Annotated in this window: 14 protein-coding genes and 1 pseudogene; 10 read left to right on the top strand and 5 right to left on the bottom strand. The window is 64.0% G+C overall.

From position 1 onward, the window contains the following. The first annotated feature begins 2 nt into the window (after positions 1 to 2). From nrdE to ACIPJ2_RS17665, 6 genes are all read left to right on the top strand, one after another. Positions 3 to 2,108: a class 1b ribonucleoside-diphosphate reductase subunit alpha gene (gene nrdE / locus ACIPJ2_RS17690; protein ID WP_281265711.1), complete on the top strand. Its 2,106-nt coding sequence runs from the start codon at positions 3 to 5 to the stop codon at positions 2,106 to 2,108. 94 nt (positions 2,109 to 2,202) lie between these two features. After that, positions 2,203 to 3,177: a class 1b ribonucleoside-diphosphate reductase subunit beta gene (nrdF, locus tag ACIPJ2_RS17685; protein ID WP_402729933.1), complete on the top strand. Its 975-nt coding sequence runs from the start codon at positions 2,203 to 2,205 to the stop codon at positions 3,175 to 3,177. A gap of 440 nt (positions 3,178 to 3,617) precedes the next feature. Next, complete coding sequence (locus tag ACIPJ2_RS17680; RefSeq protein WP_402729932.1) at positions 3,618 to 5,426, top strand: AAA family ATPase; 1,809 nt, start codon at positions 3,618 to 3,620, stop codon at positions 5,424 to 5,426. A 379-nt stretch (positions 5,427 to 5,805) separates the two neighbouring features. Beyond that, the gene (locus ACIPJ2_RS17675) at positions 5,806 to 6,405 is read left to right on the top strand and encodes a hypothetical protein (RefSeq protein WP_402729931.1); all 600 of its coding nucleotides are present in this window, start codon (positions 5,806 to 5,808) and stop codon (positions 6,403 to 6,405) included. A 177-nt stretch (positions 6,406 to 6,582) separates the two neighbouring features. Next, positions 6,583 to 7,590: a hypothetical protein gene (locus tag ACIPJ2_RS17670; protein ID WP_402729930.1), complete on the top strand. Its 1,008-nt coding sequence runs from the start codon at positions 6,583 to 6,585 to the stop codon at positions 7,588 to 7,590. A 91-nt stretch (positions 7,591 to 7,681) separates the two neighbouring features. Continuing rightward, entirely contained in the window at positions 7,682 to 8,863 is a 1,182-nt protein-coding gene (locus ACIPJ2_RS17665) for a hypothetical protein (protein WP_402729929.1), read from the top strand. A 525-nt stretch (positions 8,864 to 9,388) separates the two neighbouring features. On the opposite strand, the gene ACIPJ2_RS17660 is transcribed toward ACIPJ2_RS17665, so the two are convergent. Continuing rightward, entirely contained in the window at positions 9,389 to 10,231 is an 843-nt protein-coding gene (locus tag ACIPJ2_RS17660; RefSeq protein WP_402729928.1) for a hypothetical protein, read from the bottom strand. 64 nt (positions 10,232 to 10,295) lie between these two features. After that, positions 10,296 to 10,748: a hypothetical protein gene (locus ACIPJ2_RS17655; RefSeq protein ID WP_402729927.1), complete on the bottom strand. Its 453-nt coding sequence runs from the start codon at positions 10,746 to 10,748 to the stop codon at positions 10,296 to 10,298. Positions 10,749 to 11,137: 389 nt separating this feature from the next. On the opposite strand from ACIPJ2_RS17655, the pseudogene ACIPJ2_RS17650 reads away from it, so the two are divergent. From ACIPJ2_RS17650 to ACIPJ2_RS17635, 4 genes and pseudogenes are all read left to right on the top strand, one after another. After that, positions 11,138 to 11,497: pseudogene (locus ACIPJ2_RS17650) on the top strand (isocitrate lyase/phosphoenolpyruvate mutase family protein); the annotation flags it as partial. Next, on the top strand, positions 11,415 to 11,642 hold the full coding sequence (locus ACIPJ2_RS17645; RefSeq protein WP_402729926.1) for a hypothetical protein: 228 nt from the start codon (positions 11,415 to 11,417) through the stop codon (positions 11,640 to 11,642). The pseudogene ACIPJ2_RS17650 and the gene ACIPJ2_RS17645, both read left to right, overlap by 83 nt. Positions 11,643 to 12,164: 522 nt before the next feature. Continuing rightward, positions 12,165 to 12,365: a hypothetical protein gene (locus tag ACIPJ2_RS17640; protein WP_402729925.1), complete on the top strand. Its 201-nt coding sequence runs from the start codon at positions 12,165 to 12,167 to the stop codon at positions 12,363 to 12,365. An 83-nt stretch (positions 12,366 to 12,448) separates the two neighbouring features. After that, positions 12,449 to 12,790 (top strand): hypothetical protein, encoded by a 342-nt coding sequence (locus tag ACIPJ2_RS17635; RefSeq protein WP_402729924.1) that lies wholly within the window; start codon positions 12,449 to 12,451, stop codon positions 12,788 to 12,790. Positions 12,791 to 13,188: 398 nt separating this feature from the next. On the opposite strand, the gene ACIPJ2_RS17630 is transcribed toward ACIPJ2_RS17635, so the two are convergent. The 3 genes from ACIPJ2_RS17630 to ACIPJ2_RS17620 all read right to left on the bottom strand — a co-directional run bounded on the left by ACIPJ2_RS17630 (position 13,189) and on the right by ACIPJ2_RS17620 (position 15,484). Continuing rightward, positions 13,189 to 13,404, bottom strand: a complete 216-nt coding sequence (locus ACIPJ2_RS17630; RefSeq protein WP_402729923.1) for a hypothetical protein — start codon at positions 13,402 to 13,404, stop codon at positions 13,189 to 13,191. Between the two features lie 61 nt (positions 13,405 to 13,465). Next, entirely contained in the window at positions 13,466 to 14,029 is a 564-nt protein-coding gene (locus tag ACIPJ2_RS17625; RefSeq protein ID WP_402729922.1) for an AAA family ATPase, read from the bottom strand. Positions 14,030 to 15,055: 1,026 nt separating this feature from the next. Continuing rightward, the gene (locus ACIPJ2_RS17620; RefSeq protein WP_402729921.1) at positions 15,056 to 15,484 is read right to left on the bottom strand and encodes a hypothetical protein; all 429 of its coding nucleotides are present in this window, start codon (positions 15,482 to 15,484) and stop codon (positions 15,056 to 15,058) included. Between the last annotated feature and the right edge of the window lie 48 nt (positions 15,485 to 15,532).

Raw genomic sequence — 15,532 nt, 5'->3', positions numbered from 1 at the left:
GGATGGACTACCACTCCCTCAACGCGATGCTCAACCTCTACGACGCGGACGGCAACATCCAGTTCGACAAGGACCGGGAAGCCGCCAAGCAGTTCTTCCTGCAGCACGTCAACCAGAACACCGTCTTCTTCCACAACCTGAAGGAGCGGCTGGACTACCTGGTCGAGAACGAGTACTACGAGCAGGCGACGATCGACCAGTACTCGCTGGACTTCATCCAGAAGCTCAACGACCTGGCCTACTCGAAGAAGTTCCGGTTCCAGACCTTCCTCGGTGCGTTCAAGTACTACACCTCGTACACGCTGAAGACCTTCGACGGCAAGCGCTACCTGGAGCGCTTCGAGGACCGCGTCGTGATGACCGCCCTCGGCCTCGCGCAGGGTAACGAGCAGCTCGCGATCGACCTCGTCGAGGAGATCATCGCCGGACGCTTCCAGCCCGCGACCCCGACGTTCCTCAACACCGCGAAGGCCCAGCGCGGCGAGCTCGTCTCCTGCTTCCTCCTCCGCATCGAGGACAACATGGAGTCGATCTCGCGCGGCATCAACTCCTCGCTGCAGCTCTCGAAGCGCGGCGGCGGCGTGGCCCTGCTGCTCTCCAACATCCGCGAGGCCGGCGCCCCGATCAAGCAGATCGAGAACCAGTCCTCGGGCATCATCCCCGTGATGAAGCTGCTGGAAGACTCCTTCTCGTACGCCAACCAGCTCGGTGCTCGCCAGGGTGCCGGCGCCGTGTACCTGTCGGCGCACCACCCGGACATCATGCGGTTCCTCGACACCAAGCGCGAGAACGCCGACGAGAAGATCCGCATCAAGACGCTGTCCCTCGGCGTCGTCGTGCCGGACATCACGTTCGAGCTCGCGAAGAACAACGAGGACATGTACCTCTTCTCGCCGTACGACGTCGAGAAGGTCTACGGCGTGCCCTTCGGCGACGTCCCGATCTCCGAGAAGTACCGCGAGATGGTCGACGACTCGCGCATCAAGAAGACGAAGATCAAGGCGCGCGACTTCTTCCAGACCATCGCGGAGATCCAGTTCGAGTCGGGCTACCCGTACATCGTGTTCGAGGACACGGTGAACAAGGCCAACCCGATCAAGGGCCGGATCAACATGTCCAACCTGTGCTCGGAGATCCTGCAGGTCAACACCCCGACGACCTTCAACGAGGACCTCTCCTACAAGGAGATCGGCAAGGACATCTCCTGCAACCTCGGCTCGCTGAACATCGCGCTGACGATGGACTCGCCGGACTTCGGCAAGACCATCGAGACCGCCATCCGCGGCCTGACCTCGGTCTCGCAGATGTCGCACATCAACTCGGTGCGTTCGGTCGAGGACGGCAACGACAAGTCGCACGCCATCGGCCTCGGCCAGATGAACCTGCACGGCTACCTCGCTCGTGAGCGCGTGTACTACGGCTCCGAAGAGGGCATCGACTTCACGAACATCTACTTCTACACGGTGCTGTTCCACGCTCTGCGCGCCTCGAACAACATCGCCATCGAGACGGGGGAGACCTTCGACGGCTTCCGTGACTCGAAGTACGCGTCGGGTGAGTTCTTCGACAAGTACACCGACGCCGTCTGGGCACCCGCGACCTCGCGCGTCGAGTCGCTGTTCGCTGACGCCGGCATCGCGATCCCGACGCAGGACGACTGGAAGGCGCTGAAGGCGTCCATCCAGGAGCACGGCATCTACAACCAGAACCTGCAGGCCGTCCCGCCGACCGGTTCGATCTCGTACATCAACCACTCCACGTCGTCGATCCACCCGATCGCGTCGAAGATCGAGATCCGCAAGGAAGGCAAGCTCGGTCGCGTCTACTACCCGGCGCCGTTCATGACGAACGACAACCTGGACTACTACCAGGACGCGTACGAGATCGGTGCCGAGAAGATCATCGACACGTACGCCGCGGCGACGCAGCACGTGGACCAGGGCCTGTCCCTGACGCTGTTCTTCAAGGACACCGCCACCACGCGTGACATCAACAAGGCGCAGATCTACGCATGGCGCAAGGGCATCAAGACGATCTACTACATCCGTCTCCGCCAGCTCGCGCTCGAGGGCACCGAGGTCGAGGGCTGCGTTTCCTGCATGCTCTGATTGCTCACGCAATCACCCTTCTTCCTGGAGGCGCGGTGCCAGCCCGCACCGCGCCTCCAGTCCCGTAATCACCATCTCTTCAAAGGAACGTGCGTTGGTCGAGAAGCTCAAGCTCATCGATCGGGTCCAGGCGATCAACTGGAACCGTATCCAGGACGACAAGGACGTCGAGGTCTGGAACCGCCTCGTCAACAACTTCTGGCTGCCCGAGAAGGTGCCGCTGTCGAACGACGTCCAGTCGTGGAACACGCTGACGCCGGCCGAGCAGACGCTCACCATGCGCGTGTTCACCGGCCTGACGCTCCTGGACACCATCCAGGGCACCGTCGGCGCCGTGTCGCTCATCCCCGACGCGATCACCCCGCACGAAGAAGCGGTCTACACGAACATCGCGTTCATGGAGTCCGTGCACGCCAAGAGCTACTCGTCGATCTTCTCGACCCTCGCGTCGACCCCCGAGATCGACGAAGCCTTCCGCTGGTCCGAGGAGAACCCGAACCTGCAGAAGAAGGCGTCCATCGTGATGGACTACTACCAGGGCGACAACCCGCTCAAGCGCAAGGTCGCCTCGACGCTGCTCGAGTCGTTCCTGTTCTACTCGGGCTTCTACCTGCCGATGCACTGGTCCTCGCGTGCGAAGCTCACCAACACCGCTGACCTCATCCGCCTGATCATCCGCGACGAAGCCGTCCACGGGTACTACATCGGGTACAAGTTCCAGAAGGGGCTCGAGCAGGCCACCCAGGCCGAGCGTGACGAGCTCAAGGACTACACGTTCTCGCTGCTGTTCGAGCTGTACGAGAACGAGGCGCAGTACACGCAGGACCTCTACGACCAGGTCGGGCTGACCGAGGACGTCAAGAAGTTCCTGCACTACAACGCCAACAAGGCCCTGATGAACCTGGGCTACGAGCCGATGTTCCCGAAGAACATCACGGACGTGAACCCGGCGATTCTCTCGGCGCTGTCGCCCAACGCTGACGAGAACCACGACTTCTTCTCGGGGTCGGGGTCGTCGTACGTGATCGGGAAGGCCGTGAACACGGAGGACGAGGACTGGGACTTCTGAGTCTGGTCTGACCCGCGAGAGCGCCCCGCTGGCTGACCCGACTGCCTCTTACTTGGCCGGTGGGTGTGTGAGGTTGGCCACTAGGAAGTGAAGTTGGCCATGGTCGCTTGAAGTTGGCCAATTTCTGCTGGTGCGGTGTTTTGCGGTGTGGCTGGGATGAGTGGGGCTGCGGTCCGGCTGGTCGAGCGGGTTCGGATCCATATGTGGGGGAAGGTTGGATGTGATGCCTAGGACTACCCGTCCTCGTCCTGTGGATCTGCTGCCCGCCGCACGACTGCGATCGCTGTGAGGGTGCAGCACGCGCGAGTGGCCAACGAGACTTGCGCTGCACCGGTTGCCACTTAGGCACCCGACCCGTTCAACCCATTCCGCAGCAGTCGATCCGTACGCGCCATACGTGTTCAGCCTCATCGGCCTGCCATCACAAGCCCCGTGGAGAAATGAAGCTACAGAACGTCTCGATCGTCGGTTTCCGGTCGATCGAGTTCCTCACCGACCTGCGAGTCGGTTCCCCATTGGTGCTCGCCGGTCACAACGACGCCGGTAAGTCGACGATCATCGATGCTGTCCTGTTCCTGCTCGGCTCGTACGATCTCACCGAGTCCGACCGCACATACATCGACCTGGCCCCGGTCGCGGACGATGATGAGCCGCAGGCTCCCGGCCGGGTGTCCGAGACGTTCGTTGAGGGTGTGTTTGCCCTCAACGGCGACGAAGTTGCAACACACGGGGTTGCGACGCTTCGGCTCCGACGGATCTCGACTGATGGCGACGCGTCGAAGCTTGAGATGCTCACGATGGCGCCCGTCGATGCCAGGCTTCGCGACTACGGCACCCTGACGATCCCTTTCTTGAAGGACCGCCTCGACACTCTTGGCCTCGCGCAGACGGGCAACAAGGCCGAACTCATCGAACGGCTCGACGCAGCTGCCGCTGCAGCCCAGAAAGAAGAGCTGTGGGTTACCGCGAGCACCGCCATCGACCGGGCTCTCCCGACCGTGAAGCGATTCGACGCCAGCAGTGCCGTCGACGCTGAAGCGGCCATCCAGTCGACGCTGCAAACGAAGTTCAAAGCGCACCTCAAGTCTGACGAGTACAGCGGCAGCCTCCGCACCATCGAGGAAAGCCTCGAGCAGAAGCTCATCGACGATGCGCAGGCTATCCGCGACCACATCGCCGACAAGGTCACGGACGTCGGCGAAGTGACAATCCGTCCGATGGTGAGCCTCAGCAACGGCAGCGGCCTCAAGTCGACGCACGTCACCGTGCAGAACTCTCGCGGCGAAGCGATCGATCTACGCCTCTCCGGCGCTGGCCGCGCACGACGCATCGCCCTCGCCGTCTGGGAGTACAACGCCACCCTCCTCGCCGACGCGACCGAAGAGATCGTCCTGCTCTACGACGAGCCGGACACGCACCTCGACTACGGCCATCAGCGGGAGCTGATGCGGCTCATTCACGAGCAGACGAAGAACCCCAACGTCACCGTCGTCATCGCCTCGCACTCCATGAACCTCATCGACGGCACCGACATCGCCGATGTTGCCCACATCAAACACGTCGGACACCGCACCGTCGTCGAACGCCTCACCGACGACCTCAGCGTCGGCGACCACCTCGGCGCGATCGCCGCGAGTGTCGGCCTCCGGAACACTGTCCTTCTGCATGAGCGGCTCTTCGTGGGCGTCGAAGGTGACTCGGAAGCGCGCGCACTCCCAGTGCTCTTCCGACTCGCGATGGGACGGCAGCCCGAGTCATACGGCATCGCTCTCTGGCCATGCAACAACAACGAAGGCGCAGTCCGATTCGCGACGTTCCTCGTCCGCCACAACCGCAATGTCATGTTCCTCGTCGACAGGGACTCAAGGACGAACGCGAAGCACGTTTTCAGCGACAGTAAACTCCGGAAGGAAGGCCTGGATCCGGAGAAGCACAGCCACTACATCGGCGACAAGAACGAGATCGAAGACGTCTTCTCAGACGCGCAGTGGGCTGCTGCTGCGAACACGCTGTGGCCGCGCGATGGGGAGCAGGAAACGTCGAACGAGTGGACAGCAGCCGACTTCGCGGCGCATCGCGAGGGCAAGTTCAGCAGTCAGGTGCTCGACATGCTGCAACGCGGGTCGACGTCCGGACCGTCCGGGAAACCCGACGCACTCCGTGACCTTGCCTTGACGCTCCGCGAGCCGAGCGAGGTACCGGCAGACCTCATCACTGCATTCGAGGAGATGATCAAGCGCGCGAGCTAGCCCGGCGGGCACGCATCCGAGCGAGACGCTGAGCGGACGTCGGCATCGTCCAATAGTGGCCACCAACGGCTCGAGAGTGCGCATGACCGTGCAGCGCCCGTGACTCACCGCACCAGCGGCACCCATCCGGCGTCGGCGCGCTCACATGGCGGACCCGAACGAACGTAGTCGTTGTCATAGTCATGATGTTTCCTCCTCTCAGCGTTGCGCTCATCGCAACACATCCCACCGACATCCGCAACGGACCCGGCGCTGACCCGATGCGCGGACCGCGGCCACACCCGCAGATGCGGCGAATCCAGCAGGAACCGCAGGTGGGCAATCCCACCTCCAACACCAGCCACCGAATGAGGCGTCGGCCGGCAGAAGAAAGATCACCATGACAGACGCGTTCACGGTCGTAACCGGCACGTTCGGCATCCTCGGCACAGTCGGCGGCATCACCAGCACGATCACCGCAGTGCACGCCTCCGGCGTGCGACGTCATGTCGAACGTGCGCACGGGGCATCGGCGCTGCTCAACGATCTCGACACGCTCCCCGCAGCGCACGCGAACGGCACCCGGCTCATTACCCCGGCAGACGAAACGGAACTCCGCGGAGAACTCAGCAGAATCGTCCGTGAGAACGCGGCGGCATACGCGAAACAGAACCCAACGCCAGTCGGATTCGACTTCGCGCGCGTCCTGATGCCCGGCTACTTCATCCTCTTCGCGTTCTTCGCTGTCACGGCGTTCATCGCCGCCCACCACCAGAAGACAGAAGCTGACGCCGTCACACAGCGCGTCGCCGCCGGCGTGTTCCTCGTCTTCGCGCTGGTGTTTCTCGTCATCACCGGCCTCCTCCACGAGAGGATGCTGAAGCGCAACGACGCTCGTCGCATCGCCGGCACGCCTGGCAGGGAGTACTACTTCGGGCCCATCGCTGAAATCTGGCAATACGTTGCGGGTGCGATACGCAAACGCCGCGCTCGACAGTGAGCAGCCGGAGGAAAGCAGCCGTCCAGTTGATCGCGACGCGTAAGAGGCGTGAAACCGGAGCACCATTCGCCGAATCGGAGCTCCCGCTTAAGTCTGCCCAACACGAACCCGGAACCGCTATCTGGCGCCGCTTCTCGGAGCATTGGGAATGTCGGAGGTCCGGCATAGCGTGTGAATGTGGTTAAGACCCGACGGCACCGCGAGCGGCAACCGATCCGCGCACAAGTGATACGAGCACTTGTGTGGCCGCTCCGCGCGCCCCAGCGCACTTCCCACCACTCATGGGACCTCGAAGCGGTCACCCGTGAAGAGCGGGAGGTTCGCACCGGGGTTCTGAGCGCCGGCGTGGCGCTGCTGCCGCTCGGCGCGGCGCTTCTGGCCGCCCTCAACCTCCTCCAGCAAGCGCACGGGGACAGCCGGCTTACGCTCGCGATTCTGCAGAACCTGTCGCTCACCAGCCTTGCGTTCGGGGTGCTGTTCGGCTTATCCACGGCCGTCAGCGCGGGACTTGCCATCGGATTCTCCTCCGTGAGCGGAGACCGGTCCATGCCTCCATCGGTGCGACGTGCAGCGTCAATCGGATCAACCTCGCTGCTGTTGATCACCTTCTACACGCAGACAGCGACGGTGTTCATAAGCGCTCTCGGGATCTGCTACGTGTTCTGGCGCTTCCCACCAAAGTGGCTCCGCGCACGCGACTCGCTCACCATCGGCATGCCGTTCGAGCAGTGGTTGGAACCTCCCGAACCGGAGGACCGTGTGCTCCGGCAGTTGTGGCAGCGAGGCCGGCAAGAGCCCTCGCACCTGCACGCAATCAGTCAAGAGGTAGTAGCACGACAGGAAGCCATCGCACGGCATCGAGCTCCTGGCCTGCTCGCCGCAGCGTGGGTCGTGGTGTGGGCCATATTTGGCACATACGGGTACTCCCTGCTCACAACGCCTGTGCAGCTCGCCCCGCTTGAATCCGTGACGTTCAGCAGCGGCCAACAGGTTGTCGGCTACGTGTTCTCCGGTTCCGACAGCGACGGAATCTTCGTCTACAGAGACATGCGCGGAGTGCAGCACCTGAAAGACGTCAAGATCAAGTCGCGTGAACTGTGCTGGAGCCCGCCGTCGATTTTCACCCGGACAGTCGTTGGCACGTTCAGTCACGAGACACGTCCTCCGGGGCGTGCGAGTTGTTGAAGTGGCGCGCGCGTTCCTTCGCGTTCCGGTGCGGTGAGCATTCCCGGTTCCACCCCCACCGAACGGTCAACCGTTCTGTAAGAATCGCCCTGTGACAGTCTTCCTGGGGGCGGAACCGAGCATGCTTATGACTTTGGGTGGCGGTGGGGAAGCGCACCTGTGGTCAGCGGGGCATGGCGTGGTCAGCGTCGACCTTGGACATGCGAAGACCGGCGAACGGGCAGCGCGAGCCCATCCGCGTGTGGTCGTCCTCACCCACTCGGATCAGGACCACATCAACGGCGCGGGCCCGTTCTTCGCGGTTGTGACAGCTGACAAAATGCCGTGCGGCCTACTGCACGAACTCTGGATGCCCTATGAGTGGGCGGTACTCGTTGATGTGTTCGGTCAAGTGGCTACGAATGGAGTCGACGCCGACGATGTCCGACGAATTGAGGATTTGGCCGAGCCTGTCGGTGATGCGGTAGAGGAACGCCCCGACGGGGCATCTCGTTCAGGGGCCGAGCCGGTGCAGTGGGCAGATCCGCTCACAGCCGAAGCAGGGAGCCACATCGACGCTGCTGAAGGGGACGATGTGAATTTTCACGAGGGGACCATCTCGAACGTTGCTCGGGCGCTCTCCGGCGCCCTAGCTGCAGGCACCATTGAGGCGCACTACTCGCCGAGCGAGCGCGACGTCGAGGGCGTCGCAAAAGACATCACGAAGAAGGCCGTGAAGCTGGGCCGGATCCTGCTCGACGCGCGGTCAGCGGAATGGCGGATTCGATGGTTTTCAACTGATCACACCCGGGCCCGGTCGTGGATGTCGTCAGGGGAACCAGGACTGGTCACGATCAGCAACGCGCAGGAAGTTCAGGTGCACCGGGCTCCAGCGAACGGGGCTCTTCTCCTCCGGTCAGCGCAGCTGACCGTTCAAAATCGGCGGGCGCTCGCTCCATATCTCTGGGGGCGAGGCTCGGCCGGCGACGCCGTGATCTGGAGCGATGGAGATGGGGGAGGTGAACGAAATCTGCGGGACTTCCCGTGGTACGCCATCGGTGTTATGAGTGCCCCACATCACGGGTCTCGCAACGCAGCGCACCAGCCGATCTGGGACTCCGTACTCCGAAGCGGGAGGATGCCGTACGTCATCCGCACCGGGGGCTCCAAGCGCCAGACGCCTCATCCGCTTCTCCGCCAGCTCCCAGCTGCGCGAAGCCGTTCCACACGGAGCGGTCGCGGCTTCCGGCCGGGCGACGCGATCTGGTGGCAAGGGGCCGGCTTCCACCGCTGACGGTGGTTGCGTCAATCGCCTCGGCTTCGACGCGTTCCTTGCCGATTCGACGCATGCGCCGTGGCGTTCGGCGCTGCTCGTTCAGACTCTGACGCGCACTATCCGGGAGCTCAACGGCCGCCGCCTTGGCAGGGGCGGCCGATGGTGAGATTGCCGTCGACCGCGGAGCTGACGCGAGTTCCCATGACGGCGCCGACCGGCCCGGATGCTGAAGGCATGCGACCGCGGGACCGACTCCGACGGGATCGCCAAGCGGTTCTCGTCGATCCTCCGTACGTGGCGTGGAGCCCGGTGCGTGCAGTGCGAAGCGGTGGCGCTGTTATGAATCAAGACGTGCTCGAGCTGCCGGTCACCGTTTTCGGCTCGGGTGCTTCGCGCCAAACGCGAGCATGGAGATTGGACGTGGTCTTCGACGCGTTCGGCCCGGCGTTTGGTGCTCTCGATACGGGTGAAACAGGAACGTGCCGACGGCGACGAGGAGGGCGAGGCCGGCAATGACGTCGGAGACGGGATCCCTGAGGCGCCTCAGCTGCCGGCACGACGGGACTCGTCCCGCATCCAATGACGCCGCGCGCGACGAGCGCGGCCTGTTTCGCTGCGTTCCCCGACGTCGCCGCGCGGTTCGTAGCCGACTCCACGAAGCAGCCGTGCTGTGTCCGCCGGCGGGATCTGCATCAGTTTCGCGAACCGGGACAGCTGCCATTCGGTCTGCGTGTCGATGAACCGCCGCAGCTGCCACGGTTGCGCCACCGCAGCGTGCAGCATCGCCTGCACGGTGCGTCGCGCGGCACGGATCATCGTGCGGCGCAGCATGGCCTTCCGCAGCGTCGTCAGCGCCTCCCATCCCGCCACCGTGTACTCCAGCCAGTGGTCGAGTAGGAACATGGTCACGTCGTGGTAGACGCTTGCATCACCCAACCCGGTTGGCGCGACGAGCACAACACGGTCGTTCGCTCCGTTGCCGAAATGGCCGGCGGACCGGGAGAGGTCTCCGATGGTGATGTTCTCGTGGAAGCCGTCGTCAGCGACCAGGGATCCGTCGGACCGGACGCCGTAGATGGGCTCGTTGAACTGCTTCGTCCACGCGACCGCCGTGGCGTCGTCGGTATCCGCGTCGGGGAGCACCACGTATCGGATTCGGTCGTCACCGTAGGCGGTGCGCCGGTACGCGGCGATCACTTCGATCGTACCGTCCAGCGTGTCGATGGCGGTCTGGACAGCCTGCGCCAGCGTGATCTGGTCGCCGACGACTCGCACTCTGGGCATGTCCCGAGTGGCCTGCGTCATATCGAAGTCCATCTCGTTCGCCCGCGGTTCCGACAGGACGCACACGTCGACGAACGCGCCCTGATGGTCCTCGGACGTCATGATCGCCCCGCTATTGGTTCCGCGCGTTGAGAGCGGACCGCGTCGTGCGTCGGGGCTGCGGGCGTCATTCGCTGAGTCGCTTCCGTGTCTCGTCCTTGAGTCGGGCCTTCTCGTCCGGTAGTTCGGCGAGGAGCTTCTCCATGTCTTTCCGCGAGTAGCCCGTTGCGTCGATCTCAGCGCTGCCGCGCTTGAACACGAACCGCTTCTTGTCGTGGCGACGCACGAACGCGGTGATCACGTCAGCGAGGCCGGTGAGGCCGCCGGCGCCCGCCACGGCGGTACCAAGTACGTGAACCTCCTCGATCCAGTCGACCGTGGTCGCGGACAGTTCCAGCACGGTCCCGTGTTCGATCTCGTGCTCGTCGAGGAGCTGCAGGATCTCCCTCGCGTATTCGGGCGGGAAGCGCAGTTGGAGGGTGTCGCCCCCTAGGTGTCCAGGAACGATGAGCAGAGGGATGAGGTCGGGATCCACGGTCCTCGGATTCCAGGCAAGTCGCCGCAGTGGAAGCGCGTTCACGAGGGAAGCCGAGGGTCCACTTGGCCGGGCGTTGCGCGGAATCACAGCGACCAATGCCCCTATGTGATATATGGCCAACTGGGCGTGGATATGCCCTCCGGCGCGCAGGCAAGGCCCCTCCCTTAGCCGCGCGGAACTCGCTGGCCAACTTCGGCCAAGAAGCCGTGCCACGGGTCACTGGCTTCGGCCGGCGGGGCGTTTTCCGTGTCCGTGTGTCGTTCCGTCAACGAGAACGGGAGCGGACGGGCTATCCGAGACGGATCTCGTCGACACTCTGAGCCGCTGAGCGGTTCGTCCGCCGGCCTTCCGGCTAATGAGACCGCTGTAGGGCCGACCGCGTCGTCCGATATCCGCCAGAAACGGAACCGCAGCTCGGCTGAACTGAGCAGGTGAACAACAGAAACACGCAGGCGACCGCCTTCCACACGCTCCACCAGAACCCAGCAAAACCGCTCCTCCTCGCCAACGCCTGGGACGTAGTAAGCGCCCGACTCGTTGAAAGCGCGGGTGCGCGAGCCATCGCTACCACCAGCGCAGGTGTCGCATGGTCGCTTGGTCATGCGGACGGCAACGCTCGCGGGCGCGAGGAGGCCGTCGCGGCTCTCTCTCGGATCGCTGGCGCGGTGACCGTGCCGGTCACCGCTGACATCGAGGCCGGCTACGCCGATGACGCGGACGGCGTGGAGCACACGGTCGACGGAGTACTCGAAGCCGGTGCGGTCGGCATCAACATCGAGGACGGTGCACTGCCTCCAGCTACTCGGAGTCGCCGTCGCGAGACACGTCATCCAGGTCAACCCGCTCGTCGAACCAGACCTGGACTCCCTCGTCGCCATGCTGGCGCCCGCGATCCAGGCCACGCTCGTCCCTATCCCCGACCCGGAAGTCGCGTAATGAACCTCAACTTCGTCCCATAGCCCGGTGAAGGATCGTTCAAATCGCACCTAGCTGGCGCGGTGGTCGTTTCAGTGACGGTGCCGCCGCGAACGGGGCGGGGCGAACGCTCAGGGACGATCGCATTGACGATCAGCCCGTCTCAGTAACCCATCCTCGAGCGGGCACCTGACGTGTCAGTGTCTGAGGAGTCCGACGACCAGCGTTACTGCTGCGATGAGTCCTCCAAGGAAGAATCCGCATCCGATGAACCGCGTCAGCTCCGGAGTGATCTGGCGTCCCCAGAACTCTCCTTCGGCCTTCCGCGCAGAGCGGGTGATCGGGCCCGGGAAAAGCATGAGTGCGCAGCCCCAGGCGATACAGATTACCGCTCCAACCGCAAGGAAAAGGACACCCACGTCCCTGACCGTATCGAACGAACACCAAAGCTGAGTGCTCGGCGTTCCGACAAGGGATCGGCTATTGAGACAGCCGTGCAGCAGTCGTTGACCACGCCGCAGGTTCGGGTTGTACGTTCGGCTCGTGGTTGAGGACTCAAGTTCGAGGCGCAAGACGCCTGCATGGCTCTGGGTGCTGTTCATCGCTGGCTTAGCCGTCTTCGCACTCGGCTCGTTCCTTGCCCGTGTTGACGGCCACCTGTACGGCATTCCGATTCTCGCGGTCGGGCTGGCAGCGGTCGTGACCTTCGTGGCGCTCCGTGGTCGGTACACCGGCAAGAGGTAACAAGCGCGGAACGTCGATCGGGAGCCGTCCCGTCAACTCATCGGCTAGCGAGACAGTGCGGCGCTTGGAGGTACGGTGCCAACGTGACCCCAGAGGAACTGCGCGAGCTGACCGTGCTCGATGCCGCGTTCACGATTCGAGTACGCCGTGTGCCCGCCCGCATCGAGGAGGTCTTCCCGTCCTTGACGGTCGAGAAGGTCGCTCAGGTGTGGAAGCGCGTCAATCAGTTCGAGAGCGTTACGTTCGGGTGGGGTGCGGAGTTCATGGACCTCGTCTACCGGCGCGATCTTGACGACGAGTCGCGTGAGCGAGCGTTCACGCAGCTAGAAGAACGTCACGATCGGGAGTACGAGGAGCGGTGGAGTGACTTCTCACGAAGCAGCCGCAGCGCGGGAGAGGGTCGAGGGCAGATCGCGAACCGGTAGCCCATCGGCCAGTGAGAGGGTCAGCGAGTCGCTCGCGGCGATAACCGTCGTCGCATTCGGTGTCCGCTCGGCGACCCTCTTTCGAGAGCGATCAGGGATCAACGGTGGGCGCGGCGGATGCGGCGCCACGTGGCGACCAAGCGGTCCCGAAGTAGATAGGCGACACCCAACACGAGGACAACGACAGGCAAGACGACCGGCCAGGCTGTAGTGAAGGTGAGAAGGACCGCAACGGCCTCAAGGCCGATGAAGGAAACGGCCCCGAGATAGAGAGCCCCCGCCTGAGTAGCCAAGCGCCAGGTGAGCGCGTTGAACCACGAACGTGCGCGTGCAATGAGCCGGTGACTACTTCTCACGTTGCCAGATTACGTTGTGCGTCCGACCCGGTAGCGGATCCGCTATCGGTCAGACTGCCCGCCGTTGGATCGTCTACGTCGAATCATCGCCACGACGAACACGATTTCGATGATCAGCAGTGTGATGAAGGGCCAGAGAGCCCAAGCCTGCCCCATCACCATGGCGACCAGCGCTGCCAGCGCCATCGCACCGGCGATGATGACCCTGCCACCGACGAATCCACGTCTCATCTGTTCTGCTTCTTGTCCGGTGACCATCGACACACCTCCTCGAGAGACTGTGCCAGAGGATCTCTCGGGCTGCCCGGAAGCCGATCCTTCAACGGTCGTGGAGGATTCGTTGGGTCGCTGCCGCCAGCTCTTCGCCCGGCAGGATCGGCTGCTCCGTCACGAAAGGGAGCGGGTCCCATCCGCGGTACCAGTCACGCATCTGATCCGGCCGCACCTCAGACGCCAGCGACCGCCCCGCATGCCGCCGCAGAGTCTCCTCGAGTGAGAGGTTGAAGGCGTAGAAGCGAGCATCAGATGACGCGCTCGAAATGCGCTCCAGCATCGTTGCGTAGCGATCCGACTGGAAGATTCCTTCCAGAACGACGTCGTGGCCAGCCGCGAGGCAGTGCTTCGCTGCGACTTCGAGGAGCCCTACGTGCTCCATGCCGTCAGCGTGACCAGCGTCCTGGCGCTCCTTGTAGATCGTCCGCCGGAAGTGATCTTGGCCAAGCACCGCGGTGGGCCAGCCCAGCTCCTGTTGCACCTGCGCTGCGAGGGTCGACTTGCCAGAGCCAGAGGCGCCGCGGATCACGATGAGCACGACATGCAGACTAGGACTCTGTTGGCTGTCCGCGCTGTCGCAGCTGCCGATCGGCCACCGAGAGACAGTCAAGCTCTCTGGCAGCGATTCGACGCTGCTCAGCGAATCTGATCAGATGTGATTGTCTTGGGAAACTACGGTGCGCCGGTTCGGTGTTCGCGCTCGTGTCGGGCGAGATTGCGGATCGAGAGCACGAGGCTGGCGAAGGCTCTCGCGAGGGCGACGACCACGGCTGTGGTCACTGCCGCGGTGAGATTGTCGGTTGCGCTCACCCGGCGCCTGTGGTCCCGAACGCCGCGACGAGCCGCGGCGCGTGATGCGGATCTTCCCGAGTGAATCCGCGCAGGGTTCCAATCGCGAAGAGGGCACCGCCGACATCTAGTCCGACCGCGAGGATCCGAAGTGCGACGACGAGGTCCTCGCACCGCGATCAAGGTTGTGGTTGTGGTTGCGGTGGCCCAGGTCGCCGCGCCCACCCACGTGTACGTGTATCGGGACCGCTGCGCGTTCTTGGTGAATCACGGCTCTGCACGCGGCCGACAGGCTTACCACCGTGCTCATCGAGCACCAGGTCCGGCGGCGATCGGGACCGTGGGGCCGCTCATCTGCGTCGAGTCAGAGGGTCAGCACTTGCTGGCCCTCTGACCAGCGGATGGAGAGCGGATTACTTTCGCGCGACGACTCCCGCAGCCTCACTGATGGTGGCGCCGGGGTGAGCTTCCCGGTGTCGTCGGACAGCTTCGGGGTCAATCGGTCCCGTCCCCGGGGTGGTGGTACTCCCGACGATGGGCGAACCGAAGGCCGCGAAGCAGAGCGTCGCGAGTGCGAGGATCCCTGCGTACATCGGTCCGAAGAGCAAGTACGCGAGGATCGCCGCTGCGAGGCCGCCGAGCGTGATCAGCGCTGACGTTCGCCGCTTCATGAGAAGCGCTTCTGCTTCACGGCCGCGATTCCGAGGAGCTCGGCCCCGAGATTCGCCGCTGCCCCACCGAGGGCCTCAATCTTCTCCCACAGCCAGGACGCTCGAAAGCTCATACTTCCTGCCAGTGTTTGAAGTGTCAACACCGAAACTTCAGTGCATCGATCGACAGCGACGGGTCAGGCCTCCCCGAGCACCGTCCGCCAGGCTGCCGTGAGTGTGGCGAATTCCTCGTCGGAAACGAGGTCGCGCACCCCGGTCGCGAGCACCGCGGACCGCACGGCTTCCTCGGCGCCGGCGCGGTCCCGCAGGTGCGCGTCCGAGTGCCGCACCGCGCGTCCGGCCTCCTGCGCAGCCTCGATCTCCTCGACGCGTCCCGCAGCGCCAGCGGCTTCGAGCGCGTGCTGCCACGCGGCGACGAGGTCGGCGTTCGTGACCATCCGTCCGTCGGCGCCTCCCTGGATCGCGAGCGATGCGCTCGGTTCCGGCAGCAAGATCCCCTCGTCGGCCTTCCAGGTGACGTCGAGCGCTTCTGCCTCTTCGGCGGTGATCTGCCCGGCGCGGGCGATCATCGCCTGCAGTCCGGCGTTGCTGGTGGTGTCCGTCACGGTGCCCTCTCTGACCGACGCGTCCGCGTGGTCCCGTCCATCTTCCTG

The organism is Curtobacterium sp. NPDC090217, assembly GCF_044746705.1.
Classification (GTDB): Bacteria; Actinomycetota; Actinomycetes; order Actinomycetales; family Microbacteriaceae; genus Curtobacterium.
The sequence above is the reverse complement of the archived record's forward strand: the minus strand, read 5'-3'. Positions and strand labels throughout refer to the sequence as shown.